Below are 16200 nucleotides of genomic sequence, written 5' to 3'. Positions count from 1 at the left end.
CGAGCCGTCGCGGGGTGGCTCGGGCCGGGGGACGCGGTGGCGCACGGAGCCGGCTCGACGGTGGAGCGGCTCACCCTCCGCACAAGTCGGCCACCCGGGGGTCGGAGCACGGCAGGTGGCCCGCCTGGCGCATCACCTCGGCCGCCTCCGGCGTCCGCAGGTACCGCACGAACGCCGACGCCAGCGTGCTGTCCCCGAGCGGATCGGCGCGGTAGACCCGTTCCACCGACCAGAAGCCGTAACCCCCGCGCAGCACGTCCACCAGGTCTCCCGTCACCCGGACACCGTCGACCCCGACGGGTTTCACGGCCCCGCTCTCCCGCGCGCCTGCGACGTCGACGTACCCGATGGCGTGCTCGTCCTTGCCCACCAGGGCGATCACGTCGGCGGTGGAGGTGCGTTCGCAGATCACCGCCGTGCCGGCGCGCGGGGTTTCGCAGGTGTCCGAGGTCGGGGCGGCGGAGCGCACGCCCAGGCGGTCCTCCAGCGTCCGGCGGGTGCCCGAGTCCGCCGAGCGGGCCACGACGTGGATCGGGGCGTCCTCCCCCGTGATGTCCCGCCAGTTGGTCAGGGTGCCGCCGAAGATGCCGCGGACCTGGTCGGTGGTCAGGTCGACGTCCCGCCCGTCCGCCTTGACCACGATCGCGAACGGCACGACGGCCAGCGCGAGCGGGCGCAGGTCCGCGTACTCCCGCGGGGCCTGCACGTCCGACAGCGCCAGCAGCCGGCTGCGGTCCTCGCCCCGCGCCGCGTTGAGCCGTTGCAGGCCTTCGAGGCTGCCGCGCGCGGTGACGGCGATCTCCGCGCCGGGGCACAGCGCCTCGTACGCGCCGGAGAGCTTCGCGCCGGTCGCGCCGAACGCGGTGGAGCCGTTGACCACCAGCCGGCCGGGCACGCAGTCGAAGTCCGCCGGCCGGTCCACCGCGGGCAGCAGGAACGCGGTCACCGCGCCGGTCAGGAAGATCGCGGTCAGCGCGGCGAACAGCGGGGTGTAGGGCCCGGTGCGGCGCTGGGTCTTCTTGGTGGTGATCCGGCCGTCGCGCAACCGGCCCTCGACCTTCGAGTCGCCGGACGCCCTGCCCTCCAGGACGATGAACACCTTGAACGAGTAGCCGGGCTTGAGCGCCACGGTCGGCAGGGTGACGCGGTCGCGGCCGGGGACCACCTCGAAGTCGGGCATGCGGGCGACCAGGTTGGCCAGGTTCTCCGGCTCCGACTCGGCCACGTCCACCGACACCACGCGCCGGCCCGGGAAGTGCAGGGCGAGCGGCGAGACGTAGTCGTCGGGGTCGATGCGCTGCCGACCGGTGTTCTTGACCCGGGCGACGACGATGCTGACGTCGTCGATCACCTCGTCGTCCGCCGACTCGTCGTCCCGGAACGACACCGCCCGGCCCTTGTCCACGGCGAAGGGCGCGTCGAAGCGCAGCCGGCACGACAGCAGGCGCGTGCGGTGCACCCGCCGGTGCGTCACGAACGCCGCCACCGCGGCGAAGCACGCGCCGACCGCGAGGACACCGCCGACGCCGCGCGACGCCGCGCCCGCGGTGGTCAGGGCCAGGACCGTCAACGCCAGGCCCGCCAGCACCACCGCCGTGGTGACCAGGCCGCGCACCCCGGTGGACCACACCACCGGCTCCCGGGGCGCGGCGCCGTCGAGCAGTTCCTGGGGCGGCGCGGGTTCCGCGGCGAACGCGCCCGGGTCGCCGCTGCGGCGGAAGCGCTCCTCCGCCGCCTCCACCTCCCGCTCGATCTCCTCGTCGGTGTGCTCGGGGTAGGTGTGCTTGAGCAGCACGCGGCTCAGGTCGCGCAGGCGGCTGCGGGCCGCCGGGTCATCCGACAGCATCGGCGTCCTCCGAGCCGGTCTTCGCCATCAGGCACTCCGGGCAGCGACCCGAGAGCCCGTGCAGGAAGTAGGACGTGTAGGTCACGGCCTGCCGCATGACGCCGTCGTTGCCGTCGCCGCGGTCGAACGCGTCGGTGTGCAGGAACCGCGCCACCAGCCGCTCCCAGTGGTCCTGGGCCCTGCGCCAGTCGCTGTCGTGCCGCAGCGCGAACCGGAGGGCGAAGTAGGGCGGCACGTCGTGGCCGTGCCGGGAGTACTGGAGGTCGGCCAGGCGGGGGATCTCGCCGCTGGGCAGCGGACCGACCCGGCTGCCCTTGAGCCCGCGCCGGTTGGTGGTCGCGTTGAGCACCATGTACCCGGCCACCGCGCCCGCGAAGCCGGTGACGACCAGCCAGCCCGCGATGGACAACAGCAGCGCCGGGACCCACGACCAGCTCGGCGCCTCGACGCCGGCGGGGACGTCCCACGGCGACGCGATGAGCGCGCTGACCTCGTAGGCGTGGGTCCAGCCCAGCAGCAGGCCGTTGACCACGTACAGCCCGGCGAAGACGAGGACGACCACGTACCCCTCGGTCACCAGCCAGTACTGGATGCCCGCGTACCGGAACCGGCTGCGCCACCACCGCCGGAACCGCTCGACCGGCGACTCGCCCGCGGCGCGCTCGACCTCGCCGGGCCGGACCCACGCCTCCAGGTCCGCGTCCGATCGCCGGATCTCCCCGCTCACAGGCGCCATTCGACCGTGATCGGCGGCCCGTGCCCCCGCGAACCGGCGCGCTGTGACCCGTCTCATAAGCCAGATCGACAAGGGCCGGAATGCACCGAGATCATCTAACGGTTGCGATGTAGAGTAAACGTTAGAACCGGGAGGGCCGATGACCAGCCGCTTCGCCCAAGTCATGTTCACGCCGGACGTCCAGCTCCACCAGGAGCGGCACGGGAGTCGGGGCGCCTACGCCCGGATGGCCGACGCCGCCGCGCCGGTCCGCGACCGCATCGGGCCGGACGAGGCGGCGTTCATCGCCGAGCGCGACAGCTTCTACCTCGCCACCGTCGGCATGACCGGCTGGCCCTACATCCAGCACCGCGGCGGACCGCCCGGGTTCCTGCGCGTGCTGGACGAGCACACCCTCGGCTTCGCCGACTTCCGCGGCAACCGGCAGTACATCACCCGCGGCAACCTCGACCACGACGACCGCGTCTCGCTGTTCCTCATGGACTACGCCAACCGCACCCGCCTCAAGCTCATCGGCCGCGCCCGCGTCGACGAGTCGCCCGAGGTGCTCGACCGACTCGCGCCGCCCGACTACCAGGCCAAGGTCGAGCGAGCGCTGCTCATCGACGTCGAGGCCTTCGACTGGAACTGCCGCCAGCACATCCCCCAGCTGTTCCCGCGCGACGCCGTCGAGCAGGCCATCGGCACGCTGCGCGCCCGGATCGCCGAACTGGAGCAGGAGAACGCCCGCCTCCGCGAACGCTGACGGCGGTTAGGGTCGGCGCGCGATCGCCGCCGAACCCGAAGGAGCCGTTGTGACGGTCGAAGGACTGCCGACCACCGAGGCGCGGCGGTTGTTGCCGGTGTTGCGGGAGATCGCCGACGAGGTCGGGCCGGGCGCCGGGCGACAGGGGCGGGTGGCGGACTACATCCCGGCGCTGTCCGGGGTGGACCCGGCGGCGTTCGGGTTCGCCGTGGCGGGGGTGGACGGCGAGGTGCTCGGGGTCGACGGCTGGCGGACGCCGTTCTCGATCCAGAGCGTGTCCAAGGTGTTCTCGCTGGCGCTCGCGCTGGCCGGGGGCGGGGAGTCGCTGTGGGCGCGAGTCGGGCGGGAGCCCTCCGGCAACCCGTTCAACTCGCTGGTGCAGTTGGAACACGAGGACGGCATCCCGCGCAACCCGTTCATCAACGCGGGCGCACTGGTGGTCACCGACCGGCTGCTCACCCTCACCGGCGACGCCCGAGGGGCGGTGCTGGACCTGCTGCGCGCCGAGAGCGGCAACCCGGACATCGACTTCGACCCGGACGTGGCCCGCTCCGAGGCCGCGCGAGGCGACCGCAATGCCGCGCTCGCCCACTTCATGGCCGGTTACGGCAACCTGGAGAACCCCGTCGCCCACGTGCTGGAGCACTACTTCTGGCAGTGCTCGATCGCGATGAGCTGCCGCGACCTGGCCGCCGCCGGGCTGTTCCTCGCCCGCCACGGCCTGCGCGGCGACGGCTCGCGCCTGCTGGACCGCAGCGCCGCCAAGCGGATCAACTCGATCATGCTCACCTGCGGCGCCTACGACGCGGCCGGCGAGTTCGCCTACCGCGTCGGCCTGCCGGGCAAGAGCGGGGTGGGCGGCGGCATCCTCGCCGTCGTCCCGGGCCGGTGCACGCTGTGCGTGTGGAGCCCGGCCCTGGACCGGCACGGCAACTCCGTCGCCGGGGTGGACGCGCTCGACCGGTTCACCACCCTCACCGGCCTGTCGGTGTTCTGACGTCCCGGTGGGCGGTCGGTCGGGCCGCCCACCGGGCCGGGTCGATCAGTCGAGGTAGCAGTACCAGGAAAATTCGTTCTGCTCGTCCCAGTAGTCCGGCTTGGCCCATTGCTTGTTGTACTGCCACTGGCAGGCGGCGTACATGTTGATGTCTTCCAGGCCGCCTCCGTCCTTGACGCAGTACCAGGTCCAGACGGTGTGGGGGTCCTCGTTCGTGACGTCGGCGAAGCCGAGTTTCTGGCAGAAGGCCTTCAAGTCCACCCCGCCGAGGTACTCGTGACGCGGTGTCCCCGAGGCGCTGACCCCGGTATCGGCGGTGGTGGGGGCCGCTGTCGCCGCGACCGCCGAACCGAGGGTGAGGGTGAGGCCGAGCAGGGCCACGGCCAGCGTTCTCGCGGTCCTCGTCATGGGACTTTCTCCTTCTGGAAGTGACGGAAGACGAACTTCGACCCTTTCGGACAATAGGAGCGGACTTTCCGTGTCGGCAATGCCCGTAATGGGTGCGGCTGAAATGCTCCGGAGAGTGCGGAAATCACCCCAACGGGAAGTCCGGAAACCGTAACGCTGCACTGCCGGTGACAACGTTTCCCGCCGTTCCCCGGGTTGGCGTGCCGCGTGCGGGTGTCGTGCGGCGGAGCGGGTGGCTCCGAACGGTTCATTGGGAACGCTCCCAGACGTGCGTAGCGTCGAGGACCGCCTGTCGTGCCACCGAACTGCTTGGAGGGATCGCTGTGCGGAAGCGGTTGCTGACGACCTGCCTGGCCGCGTTGCTCGCCGTGCCCACCGCCGTGCTCACCGCCGCGTCGGCCGACGCCCGGCCGGCCCCGTGCGCACACGCCGATCTGCTGTTCTGCGAGGACTTCGAGCACGTGCGCACCGGCGGGGCGACCAGCCTGAAGTGGGGCGTCGACACCAAGGACGGCACCCTGACCGTCGAGCGCCAGGGCCGCAACAAGGTCCTGCACGCCCACACCACCGGCAACGGGCGGGCGTTCCTGCGGGTGGACCACTTCGCCGCGCCGGGCAACAGCTTCCACGGCCGCGTCCGGCTGAGCGTCGCGGCCTTCCCCACCGCCCCGGACTGGGCGCACTACACGCTCATCGAGACCACCGGGGTCGGCCCCGAGGTCATCCGACCGCTCGGCGGCCAGTACGTGCCGACGCTCGGCAAGGCCCTGTGGGGTGTCGGTGCCGACGGCGGCCCGACCGGCGACTGGACGAACTGGCGCGAGTCGGCACCCTCGACGGCCGGCGTGTGGCAGTGCGTGGAGTGGCGGATGGACGCGAGCGACAACCGCATCACCGTGTGGATCGACGGTCAGGCCAAGCCCGACCTCACCGTGTCCACCAAGGAGCACGGCGGGAACCCCGTCGACTTCCTCTTCCCCCGGTTCGACGCGGTGAAGTTCGGCTGGCAGCTCTACCAGCCCAACAGCGGCAGCTACGACGTGTGGCTGGACGACCTCGCGCTCGGCGTCGACCGCATCGGTTGCTGAACCGGGGCTTGTGGTCCGCGTCTCGACCATCCATGCTTCTGCGGACTCTTGGGAGCGCTCCCAGGATCCTCGACGGCGAGGAGGAGCAGAGGACGTGGACAAGCGAGCAACAAGACGCCGGAGCGCCCTGGCCGGGCTGGCCGCCGCCGCGCTGGTCGCCGGGGCGTTCGCCGCGACGGCGACCGCCGGGACCGGCGTGGCGGCCCCGCCCGGACCGCCGCACCTGCCCAAGGGCACCCAGTTCTACGTGGACCCGGACGGCGGCGCGGCGCGTCAGGCCGAGACCTGGCGGCAGGAGGGCCGCACCGCCGACGCCGAGCTGATGGACGCGATGGCCGCCCACGCCCAGGCCATCTGGTTCACCACACCGGGCGCGGACCGGGTGCGCGACGACGTCCGGCGGGTGGTGCGGGCAGCCAAGGCGCAGGGCCGGGTCCCGGTGCTGGTGGCCTACTTCGTGCCCTACCGGGACTGCTCCCAGTGGTCGGCGGGTGGCGCGAAGAGCGAGCAGGAGTACAAGGAGTGGATCGACGCCTTCGCACAGGGCATCGGTGACGAGAAGGCCGTCGTCGTGGTCGAGCCGGACGGCCTGGCGCTGCTGACCAGCGAGCCGTGGTGCACCATCGGCCCGGACGAGGAACTGGTGCCCGAGCGGTACCGGGAGATCAACCACGCCGTGGACGCCCTCAAGCGCGGCAAGCACACGCGCGTCTACCTCGACGCGGGCCACTCGGCGTGGCAGGCGCTCGACGACTACGACGCCGGCTACGGCGAGCCCCGGCAGCAGTCGGGCATCGTGAACCGGTTGCTGCGCGGCGGCGTGACCCGGGCCGACGGCTTCGCCCTCAACACGTCGAACTACCGCTCCACCGACGAGCTCGTCCGGTACGGGACTCGGGTGTCGAAGTGCATCCAGGCGCGGGCGGAGGGCGCGACGCACTGCCCGTCCGAGGCGGAACTGGACGCGATGCCGGTGTACAAGCCCGGCATGACCCACTTCGTCCTCGACACCAGCCGCAACGGCCGGGGCCCCTACACCCCGGGACCGGGCGAGACCGACTGGTGCAACCCGCCGGGCCGGGGCCTGGGCGCGCGCCCGACCGCCGACACCGGCATCCCGCTGGTGGACGCGTTCCTGTGGGTCAAGCGGCCGGGCGAGTCGGACGGCGAGTGCCAGGGCGGCCCGGCGGCCGGTCGGTGGTGGCCGGAGCAGGCGCTGGAACTGGCGAAGCTCGCCTCTCCCCCGCTGCGCTGAGCTCACCCGCTGCACTGAGCCGCGGTCGTCGGTGAACCGAGGAGCCGACCCCCGCCCGACCTCCTCGCCCGAAGTGGGCGGCCGGTCAGGGTCGAGGGGTCGGCTCCTCGCTCGCTTCGGCGCTGCTCTCGGTGGTGGTGGGAACCGGGGTGGTGGTCGGCTCGGGGTCGGTCGGCTCGGCGGCGGTCGTGGTGGACGGGTGCTCGCTGGTGACCGGGGGCGCGCTGGTCGGCGGGGCGGTCGTGGGCCGCTGGTCCGTGGTCGGGCGGGGTGCGTCGGAGGTCTTGGACGGGGCCAGCACCGGGACCGCGGTGGGATCGGGCCGTGGGCCGCGGGTGTCCGGTGACGCGGAGGTCGGTTGTGCGGCGGGCTCAGGGGCCGGTGGCGGGGCGGCCGGGTCGGAAGTGGCCGGGTCGGGGCCGGACTTCAGGGCGGTGGTGACGGCCATCGCCGCGAGCAGGGCGACGGTCGAGCCGGCGAGCGCCTTCCACACCCGGCGCGGGCCGGGGATCACCTCGGTGTCGGCGGTGGAGGGGTCCACGGCCGGGGCGGCAGCGGACGAGGACGCGGTCAAGCGGCCGGCCGGCGTGGCGACCGTGGGTGGTGCGGGCGTGAGGGCGCGGGCGCAGGCGTGCGGGGTGGGGCGGTCGGCCGGGGTCGGGGCGGTCATTCCCGTCAGGAGGTCGCGCAGGTCGGTGGGGACGTGCTCGGGGATCGCGGGGCGGTCGGCCCCGGTGCCGCGCGAGCCGGTCAGGCAAGCCAGCAGGAGAAGGCCGAGCGCGTGGACGTCCACGGAGCCTTGCCCGCGTTCCGGCGCGCCCAGTTCGGGTGCGAGGTGCGGGTTGTCCTCGTGGTCGAGCAGGACGTTCGACGGGCGCACCGCCCAGTCCACCAGGCCGTGGTCGTGGGCGTGGGCCAGGGCGTCGGCCAGGTCCGCGCCCAACCGGCGCACCCGGTCCACGGACATCGGGCCACGGTCGAGCTCGTCGCGCAGGGTGCACCCCTCGACCAGCTGCATCACGACGAACGGCCGGCCACCATCGGTGTCGGCGTCGTACACCGCCACGAGGGCGGGATGGGACAGCGCCGCCAGCGTGCGCACCTTGCACCGCTCGCTGCGGTCCGACCCCGCCTACCAGGCGTTCTTCGCCCTGCGCGCGGTGTTCACGGTCGCGCCCGTGCTGTTCGGGCTCGACAAGTTCGCCAACCTGCTCGTCGACTGGCCGGGCTACCTGGCCCCGTGGATCGACCGGATCGTGCCCGGCACCGCGCAGCAGGCGATGTACGCGGTGGGTGTGGTGGAGGTCGTGGCGGGGATCGTGGTCGCCGTCGCGCCCCGGTTCGGCGGGCTGCTCGTCGCGGCCTGGCTGGGCGGGATCATCGTGGACCTGCTGACCATCCCGGCGTACTTCGACGTGGCCCTGCGCGACTTCGGCCTGCTCGTCGCCGCGATCGCGCTGGCCCGGCTCGCGGTGCGGTACGCACCCGGCCGACGCGGACCGGCGTGACCCCACCCGCGCACGACGAGAGCCGCCACGTCCCGCTGGGAGATGGCGGCTCCGACGCTCACGCCACAGGCCCGGTCACGCCAGGGGCGCGGTCACGGTGAAGGAGGCGTCGCCGGCGAAGACGGAATCGTTCGCCCGCAGGTCCAGCCGCAGCTCGTAGTTGTAGTGCCGCAGGTAGCGGCCCGGGAAGTTGAAGGACTCGAACGACGTGGTGCCGCCACCGGCGAGCCCGACCCGGCCGCAGAACGTGGCGTCACCGCGGAACACCGCCGACCCGTCGTTGCGCGCCAACACCAACCGCATGTTGTTGTGCCGCAGGTAGTAACCCGGGAAGTTGACCGCCTCGAACGAGTAGCAGTTCGAGTTCGCCAACCCCGCCACCACCGTGAAGGTGGCGTCGGTGCGGTCGAGCGCGGTGCTCACCGGGTCGATGTAGGCGAGGTTGTCGCGGTGCCGGACGTAGCGGTCGGGGAAGTTCGCCGAGCGCAGCGAACGGCGGCCGGTGGGCACGGCGGTGCTGTCGCCGACGTCCTCCCGCAGCACGGTGAAGTGCCGCGCGGTGCCGGACAGGCCGGGCAGTTCGACCTTCGCGCCGAACGTGGCCAGGTCCGCGCTGTCGGCGTAGTAGTACCGTCCGGCGCCGTACTGGTCGAAGTAGATCCGCCAACGACCGTCCGGCAGCCGCACCAGCGCCGGTCCCTCCAGGCCCGAACCCCACCCGGCCCAGTTGCCGGTGCCGACGAACTGCCACGGGCCGTTGAGCGAGGTCGCGGTGGCGTGCTCGACGTACTTGGTGGTCTCGTTCTTGAGGAAGTTGTGGTAGGTGCCGCCGACCTTGACGAGGAAGCTGTCGATGTAGTTGGCCGGGATGCCCAGCGGGACCGGTGACGTCCACGCCGACAGGTCGGCGTTGGTGGCGGTGATCCGGTAGGGCCGGAACTGGCCGGCGGTGCCGGTGGTGGAGGCGGAGAACACCACGTGCACGCTGCCGTCGGTGTCGCGGAACCACTCCGGTGCCCACGTGCTGCCGGTCGAGCCGTTCAGGCCCACCACGACGTTGCGCAGGAACGTCCACGTCGTGTAGTCGGCGCTGCGGGCGAAGCCGATGGTGTTGCCGGTCCAGCCGGTGGTGTAGACGAGGTAGTAGTAGCCATCGGTGTGCCGGATGACGCTGGGGTCGCGGATCAGGCCCGAGGGCGGCCGGTAGGCGTTGGCGCGCACCAGGTCGAAGTTGGTGGCGTTCGCCGAGTCGTAGACGTACATGTTCGACTCGCTGCTGTTGGTGAACGCCGTCATCAGGTAGTGCGGCACCGGACCGGCGGCCTGTGCGGCGGGCGCGCCCACCAGCATCGACACCGCCAACGCGAGCACCAGTGCAGCGGCAGAGATCGGCTTCATCGCCTCTCCTTCGGGTGGACGGCTCCGGTCACTCGAGCACGAACGTGGCATCGGCCCGGCCGACCGCGTCCGGGGCGGTGCGCAGGACCATCAGGTAGTCGTAGTGCCGCAGGTAGTAGCCCGGCACGTTGCTAGCCTCGAACGACACCGCCGAACTCGACGCCAGCCCCGCGCGGCGGAAGAAGGACGCGTCACCGCGGAAGGTCGCGCTGCCGTCGTTGCGCTCGACCCAGGCCTCGTAGTTGCGGTGCCGCAGGTAGTAGCCGGGGAAGTTGGTCGACTCCAGCGACACCGTGCCCGAACCCGCCAGGCCGGGCACGATCCGGAACTGCGAGTCCGCCAACGGGTTCACGTTCGCCTCGATCCGCGCCCGGTACTCCCAGTGCCGGATGAACCGGTCGGGGAAGTTGTAGGACTTGAGCCGCACCGGCGTGACCCCGTCCGGCACGGGGATGCCGAAGTTCGGTGTGCCGTCGGCGTTCCAGTAGACCTTCTGCACGCGGGTGCGCCGGTTCGGGTCGCGCAGCGGGTCGCCGGTGATGTCGCGGTAGTTGCGGTCGTGGTAGACCAGGATGTCGCTCTGGCCGTCCTCGGACACGGTGAAGGAGTTGTGGCCGGGGCCGTACTGGCCGGTCGCCGCGTTGGTCGCGAGCACCGGGCTCGGGCTCTTGGTCCACGACGCGGGGTTGAGCAGGTCCGCCGAGGCCGACGCGGTCAGCATGCCGAGGCAGTAGTTGGCGTCGGTCGCGCTGGCGGAGTAGGTGAGGAAGACCTTGCCGTTGCGCTGGAGCACGGTCGGCCCTTCGGCGACCTTGACGCCGCCGCGGGTCTCCCAGTCCAGCGTCGGGATCGTCAAGCGCGCCACGGTTCCCGTGATCTGCCAGGGGGTCGCGCCCATGCGGGCGAGGTAGAGGTTGGAGTTGGTGGCGATGCCCGGCTCGGCCTGCGCCCACGTCAGGTAGCGCACGCCGTTGACCACGAAGGTGGACATGTCCAGCGAGAACGTGTCCCACGGGACGTTGACCCGGCCGCGCTCGACCCACGTGCCGGTGAACGGGTCGGCACTGGAGTTCTCCAGGACGTACGGGCGGATGCGCCAGATGTCGTCCGTGCGGCCGGCGGCGAAGTAGACGTACCACTTGCCGTTGATGAAGTGGATCTCCGGCGCCCAGATGTGCGCGCCCATCTCCCCGGAGCTGTGCCGCCACCAGATCACCGACTCCTGGGCGGTGGCCAGGCCCTGGATCGTGGTCGCGCGGCGCAGGACGATCCGGTCGTACTCGGGCGCGGTGGCGGTGAAGTAGTAGAAGCCGTCGGTGTGCTTGAAGATGTGCGGGTCGGCGCGCTGGTTCGCCAACGGGTTCGTGTACTGCACCGCGGGCGACGCCGAGGCCGGCGGCGTCACCAGGCCGGCCAACAGGGCCACCAACGCCGACACCACCGCGACACGCAGCCGTCGCGGCCGCCGCTGTCGTCGTTGTCGGGAAGGGCGCACGGTCATCGGGCACTCCTCTCGTCTCACCACGCCGGACGGAGGGGCCACTGGATGTTATCGCTAACATCCAGCGGCCTCGCACGTTCGGCGCGCTGGCGAGCACTATGGGACCCTGGCGACCCAGCGGTTGTCAATGGTTGTTAGCGCTCCCAGAGTCGGAGCCGCGCCTGTCAGAGCCCGGTGATCGGCGGCGCGGCGGCCGTGTCCCACAGTTCGAACGACTCCTGCTCGTCCGACACACGCGCGCGCCGCAGGGCGGCCTGCTTCACCAGCCGGGTGACGACTGCGGCCACCGCTTCGAGGTGGTGGGCGTGCCGGAGGTCGCCGACCGGCAACAGCCTGCTCGAACCGGTGTCGGTGCTCGCCCGGTGGGCGGAGGAGGCGAAGGCCGGCCACGAGCTCACCCGCGCCGCCCTCCTGCTACGTCGTCGGCACCGCGCGCGTCCGCACGAAGGGACAGACCCGACAGGCCTCCCGCCCTTCTTGGTGCCACCAGCGACAAGTGTCCCTGATCCCGCAGCGGGGCAGGTCCGCGGTGTCGTCACGCGGGACGGCACCGTCGAAGTCCTCGTGGGCGGCGTCGAGCGCCCGACACGAACCGGTCCAGAACGCGCAGTCCGCCTCGACACAGGGACCCGCGAAGCGGAACCGGGACTCCAGCGGACTGTCCGGAGACGCCAGACGGCCGCGCAGCGCGTCGGTCACCACGGCTCCGCGCGGCGTGTACACGACCCGCCCGTGCGGCCCGAGGATGCCCAGCACGACGGCACCGTCACCGGCGTCGCTGCTGGGACAGGTGCGCGCCGGCGGGGAGTCGCTCATCGCGAGAAGTCGACGATGCCCTGCGCCTTCTCGCCGAACTCCTCCGCGAGCTGCCCGAGCAGGACCCGCTTCCCGATCAGCTCCCACTTGCGCAGGTTGACCGCGCCGATCTCCACGTAGGCCTGGCCGGGCCGGACGGCCTCGTTGAGCGCAACCGTGCCCGCGGCGGCGACGGCCTGCGCGATCGCGGCACGCTGGTCGTCGGAGAGCTCGATGCCGTCCACCACGAACTTGAACTCGGCCGCCATGCCGACCACACCCTTTCCCCGCTGGTCCCGGACATTGTCCGGCGGGTGCCGAACGCCCCGGCCGCGCGTCAGCCGATCGTGGCGCTTTTTCACCCGGCCGAGCCGTTCGTCGTCGGGGGGGCGACCCCGTAGCGGCGTGGTCGCCGCGCATGGACCGCGTGGGCCACCGTCCCTACTGTTCGGGCAAAGCGTTCGCTTGACGGGGGTGTGGCGTGGCCGTCCTGTCCTACCCGTTCCACGAACCGGATGACCTCGGGATCAACGAGACGTACCTGCGGCTCCAGCGCGAGGAGCCGGTCGCGCGCGTGCAACTCCCCTACGGCACCGAGGCTTGGCTCGTCACCCGGTACGCCGACGTCCGGACCGTGATGGGTGATCCCCGGTTCGTCCGCGCGCCCGTGATGGACGCCGACCGGAACCCGCCGCGCACCATGCCGGAGGTGCCGCGCTTCGGCACCATCCTCAGCATGGACCCGCCTGAGCACACCCGGCTGCGGCGGATCCTCGCCAAGGCGTTCACCGCGAGGCACACGGCACGGCTGCGGGAACGCGCGCAGCAGATCGTGGACGGGTTGCTGGACGAGATGGAGGCGCACGGGTCGCCCGCCGACCTCGTCAGCGCGTTGGCGATGCCCACGGCGATCACGTTGATCAGCGAGATGCTGGGCGTGCCCGACCTGGACCGGGTGAAGTTCCGCGAGTGGTCGGACGCGGCGGTGGCGATCACGGCGTTCACCGTGCCGGAGATCGAGGCCGCGTTCGCGAGCCTGCACGGCTACCTGCGCGAGCTGGTCGAGGAGAAGCGCCGCAACCCGGGCGAGGACATGCTCACCACCCTGGTCACCGCGCACGACGAGGAGGACCGGCTCACCGAGGACGAGCTGGTGTCCTTCGGCGTCACGCTGCTCATCGCGGGCCACGAGACCACGGGCAGCGAGATCTCCAACTTCACCTACCAGCTGCTCACCCACCCGGACCGGCTGGCCGAGCTGCGGGCGGACCCGGAGCTGCTGCCGGCGGCGATCGAGGAACTGCTGCGGATCACGAAGCTGTCCGGCGCGCCCGCGTTCCCCCGGTTCGCCACCGAGGACGTGGTGCTCAGCGGTGTGACGATCGCGAAGGGCGAGGCGGTGTTCGTGGACGGCCTGGTCGCCAACCGCGACGAGTCGGTCTTCCCCCACGCCGACGTGATCGACTTCCACCGGCCGTCGAACCAGCACTTCGCCTTCGGCCACGGCGTGCACCACTGCATCGGGGCGCCCCTGGCGCGGATGGAGCTCGACGTCGCCATCGGGACGCTGCTCAAGCGGTACCCGGACCTGCGCCTGGCCGGTGAGGTGGAGTTCAAGAAGGGGCGCTTGGTGCGCGGTCCGCACGTCCTGCCGGTCGCGTGGTGACCGGCAGGACGCGGGAGCCGGTCTAGGCCTTCGGCGTGAGCGTGAAGAAACGCCGCTGCCACAACGAGTACAGCTCGGCGCGCATCTCGTCGGTCAGGTCGCCGGCCAGCGCGCCGAGCGTGGACTCGCCGTCCACCGCCGACAGCAGGGCGAACACCTCGGGCGAGGGCATCTCCGACGGGCCGGACGAGTAGTCGAGGTACACCTCCCCGCGCACCTCGTCCCCCGGCCGCCAGTCCCGGCGCAGCCGGGTGTCCGGGCGCAGTGCGGGCACCAGGTCGTCCAGCACCCGCACCACCGGGACGCGGCGGCGGACCAGGAAGTCCTCCACCACCAGCACGTCGATGTCGGTCGTCAGGTAGCACGTGACGGCGTCGTGCACGGACTGCACGATCGGCTCCGCGTTGTTGTTGAACGACGTGTTCAGCAGCACGGGCGTCCCGGTCAGCTCACCGAACCGGGTGATCAGCCGGTGGAAGCGCGGGTTCGCCTCCGGGGTGACCACCTGGACCCGCGCGGTGCCGTCGACGTGCGTCACCGCACCGAGTTCCGCCCGCCGCGACTCCCGCACGTGCACCACGAACGACATGAAACCGTGCTCGGCGACGGTGTCGGTCAGGTCGAAGTAGGTCGCCGCCGCTTCCGGTGTGACGGCGGGCGCGAACGGCCGGAAGCTCTCGCGCTTCTTCACCATGGCGTTGATCCGGTCCCGGTTCCCCACCGGCCGGGCGTCGGCGATGATGCTCCGGTTCCCCAACGCACGCGGCCCGAACTCGGACCGCCCGTGCGCCCACCCGACCACCTTGCCCTCGGCGAGCAACCGAGCGGTCGCCTCCACGACGTCCACCGACCGCTCGACGTCCACGACCCCGCTCCACACCCCCAACTCCCGCTCGACGTCACCGAGGTCCGGCCCGAGACTCGCGCTGGTCAGCCGCGCCACCCGGGTGTGCGGAGTACCCAGACGAGCAGCGGCAACGACGGCCGCCCCCTCCGCCGCGCCGGCGTCGTGCGAGGACGGGTGCACGAAGACCTCGTCGAACAGCCCGGACCGCAGGATCACCCCGTTCAAGCTGCTGTTGTGCGCCACACCCCCGGTGAAGCACAACCGCCGCGCGCCCGTCTGCCGCGCCCAGTGGGTGATGACGTGCATGGCCAGGGTTTCCAGCGTGTCCTGGAGGCCGGCGGCGAAGTCCCGGTGCTCGGCGGTGACCGGTTCGCCCGCGCGTCGGGCGGGGAAACCGTTGGTGTAGAACGGTTCCGAGGTCGGGTTCATGTCCGGGATGCCTGGGATCAGCTCGTAGTCCCCGTCGGGCAGCAGCCGGTACAGGCTCTGGAACTGCTCGCGGTAGGCAGCCGGGTCGCCGTACGGGGCCAGGCCCATGACCTTGTACTCGTCACCGAAGCCGTAACCGACGTGCCCGATCGCGTCCTGGTAGAACAGCCCCAACGACTGCGCCACCGAGTACGACCGCAACTCCCGCATCTCCCCGCCCCCGGCGAGGTGGACGGTGGTGGACACGGTCTCCCCGCGCCCGTCCATCACCACGACCAGCGCGTCCGCCATGCCCGACCGAGCGAACGACGACCAGGCGTGCGCCAGGTGGTGCCGCGTGAACAACACGCGCTCGGCGTCGACCTCCCAACCGAACTCGGCCCGCAACCGTTCGAGCAGCAGTTCACACCCGAAGACCACCGGCTGAGCCGGCGTGGCGAGCTGGAAGTTCCGCAACCCCAGGTCCACGAGGTCCTGGTCGAAGTAGTACCCGATGGCATCCACATCGGCCGGCCGCACACCCGCGATGTCCAAACAGGCCCGAATAGCACCCGCCGGAAACCGGTTCGTCTTCTTGATCCGGTTGAACCGCTCCTCCTCGACGGCCGCGACCAGTTCCCCATCGGCGACCAGACAGGCGGCGGCATCGTGCATGTAGGTGCGGAACAGAGCCGGTAACAGGTTGAAATGACCACTGATACCCAACGTCAACATAACACTCCCAACTGAAAACGATCCGGCGAAGCCGGCGAGCGGCAGTCCGCCTTGCCGAGTGGCAGTCCGCCGGAGGGGACACAACTCAACTTGGGCTTCTTGCTTTTGTCATCTCCGTATGGCCTGCCCGAAGGGCTACCACATTTTCCAGGGGTTGCAGCCGAAAGTTTTGCGAGGAACGAGCAAAAGTTTTAGCGGCAACCCCTGGAAAATGTGGTAGGCTCCGCCAGGTCATACGGAGATGACAAAAGCAAGAAGCCCCCGCCG

16 protein-coding genes are annotated in these 16200 nt (G+C 71.4%); 6 read left to right on the top strand and 10 right to left on the bottom strand.

From position 1 onward, the window contains the following. Positions 1-70: 70 nt before the first annotated feature. Together DFJ66_RS00095 and DFJ66_RS00090 are read right to left on the bottom strand one after the other, a co-directional pair. Complete coding sequence (locus DFJ66_RS00095) at positions 71-1846, bottom strand: PstS family phosphate ABC transporter substrate-binding protein (RefSeq protein WP_121216744.1); 1776 nt, start codon at positions 1844-1846, stop codon at positions 71-73. Further along, positions 1833-2573 carry a DUF6313 family protein gene (locus tag DFJ66_RS00090; protein ID WP_121216742.1) on the bottom strand — a complete coding sequence of 247 codons (741 nt, stop codon included), beginning with the start codon at positions 2571-2573 and terminating at the stop codon, positions 1833-1835. Before DFJ66_RS00090 ends, DFJ66_RS00095 begins: the two co-directional genes overlap by 14 nt. 148 nt (positions 2574-2721) lie before the next feature. Here DFJ66_RS00090 and DFJ66_RS00085 point away from each other — a divergent pair, with 148 nt between their 5' ends. Further along, a complete protein-coding gene (locus tag DFJ66_RS00085) occupies positions 2722-3327 on the top strand; it encodes a pyridoxamine 5'-phosphate oxidase family protein (protein ID WP_121216740.1) in 606 nt (201 codons plus the stop codon). A gap of 88 nt (positions 3328-3415) precedes the next feature. Then, positions 3416-4324 carry a glutaminase gene (locus DFJ66_RS00080; RefSeq protein WP_211351502.1) on the top strand — a complete coding sequence of 303 codons (909 nt, stop codon included), beginning with the start codon at positions 3416-3418 and terminating at the stop codon, positions 4322-4324. A gap of 45 nt (positions 4325-4369) precedes the next feature. Here DFJ66_RS00080 and DFJ66_RS00075 read toward each other — a convergent pair whose 3' ends face one another. Continuing rightward, positions 4370-4732 (bottom strand): hypothetical protein, encoded by a 363-nt coding sequence (locus DFJ66_RS00075; protein WP_121216736.1) that lies wholly within the window; start codon positions 4730-4732, stop codon positions 4370-4372. A 323-nt stretch (positions 4733-5055) separates the two neighbouring features. Here DFJ66_RS00075 and DFJ66_RS00070 point away from each other — a divergent pair, with 323 nt between their 5' ends. Both DFJ66_RS00070 and DFJ66_RS00065 read left to right on the top strand, forming a co-directional pair. Continuing rightward, complete coding sequence (locus tag DFJ66_RS00070) at positions 5056-5820, top strand: hypothetical protein (RefSeq protein ID WP_211350897.1); 765 nt, start codon at positions 5056-5058, stop codon at positions 5818-5820. A gap of 94 nt (positions 5821-5914) precedes the next feature. Further along, positions 5915-7075, top strand: coding sequence for a glycoside hydrolase family 6 protein (locus tag DFJ66_RS00065; RefSeq protein ID WP_121216734.1), 1161 nt, complete (start codon positions 5915-5917; stop codon positions 7073-7075). Positions 7076-7160: 85 nt separating this feature from the next. Here DFJ66_RS00065 and DFJ66_RS00060 read toward each other — a convergent pair whose 3' ends face one another. Then, entirely contained in the window at positions 7161-8177 is a 1017-nt protein-coding gene (locus DFJ66_RS00060) for a protein kinase (RefSeq protein WP_121216732.1), read from the bottom strand. On the opposite strand from DFJ66_RS00060, the gene DFJ66_RS00055 reads away from it, so the two are divergent. Further along, positions 8170-8583 (top strand): hypothetical protein, encoded by a 414-nt coding sequence (locus DFJ66_RS00055; RefSeq protein WP_121216729.1) that lies wholly within the window; start codon positions 8170-8172, stop codon positions 8581-8583. The two genes, DFJ66_RS00060 and DFJ66_RS00055, sit on opposite strands and share 8 nt — an antisense overlap. A gap of 75 nt (positions 8584-8658) precedes the next feature. On the opposite strand, the gene DFJ66_RS00050 is transcribed toward DFJ66_RS00055, so the two are convergent. The 5 genes from DFJ66_RS00050 to DFJ66_RS00030 form a co-directional block, all read right to left on the bottom strand. Then, positions 8659-9981, bottom strand: coding sequence for a glycoside hydrolase family 43 protein (locus DFJ66_RS00050; RefSeq protein ID WP_211350895.1), 1323 nt, complete (start codon positions 9979-9981; stop codon positions 8659-8661). Positions 9982-10009: 28 nt separating this feature from the next. Continuing rightward, on the bottom strand, positions 10010-11482 hold the full coding sequence (locus tag DFJ66_RS00045; RefSeq protein ID WP_121216725.1) for a family 43 glycosylhydrolase: 1473 nt from the start codon (positions 11480-11482) through the stop codon (positions 10010-10012). Between the two features lie 164 nt (positions 11483-11646). Beyond that, positions 11647-11880, bottom strand: coding sequence for a hypothetical protein (locus DFJ66_RS00040; protein WP_121216723.1), 234 nt, complete (start codon positions 11878-11880; stop codon positions 11647-11649). Positions 11881-11896: 16 nt separating this feature from the next. Then, positions 11897-12298 (bottom strand): hypothetical protein, encoded by a 402-nt coding sequence (locus DFJ66_RS00035; RefSeq protein ID WP_121216721.1) that lies wholly within the window; start codon positions 12296-12298, stop codon positions 11897-11899. Further along, a complete protein-coding gene (locus DFJ66_RS00030) occupies positions 12295-12546 on the bottom strand; it encodes a hypothetical protein (protein ID WP_147459128.1) in 252 nt (83 codons plus the stop codon). Before DFJ66_RS00030 ends, DFJ66_RS00035 begins: the two co-directional genes overlap by 4 nt. 212 nt (positions 12547-12758) lie before the next feature. On the opposite strand from DFJ66_RS00030, the gene DFJ66_RS00025 reads away from it, so the two are divergent. Beyond that, complete coding sequence (locus DFJ66_RS00025) at positions 12759-13943, top strand: cytochrome P450 (RefSeq protein ID WP_121216717.1); 1185 nt, start codon at positions 12759-12761, stop codon at positions 13941-13943. A 22-nt stretch (positions 13944-13965) separates the two neighbouring features. Here the strand turns inward: DFJ66_RS00025 and DFJ66_RS00020 are convergent, their stop codons facing one another. Next, positions 13966-15933: a carbamoyltransferase family protein gene (locus DFJ66_RS00020; protein WP_121216715.1), complete on the bottom strand. Its 1968-nt coding sequence runs from the start codon at positions 15931-15933 to the stop codon at positions 13966-13968. Positions 15934-16200 lie beyond the last annotated feature (267 nt).

This window comes from Saccharothrix variisporea, from assembly GCF_003634995.1.
GTDB lineage: Bacteria > Actinomycetota > Actinomycetes > Mycobacteriales > Pseudonocardiaceae > Actinosynnema > Actinosynnema variisporeum.
This window is presented reverse-complemented; position numbering and strand designations above follow the sequence as displayed.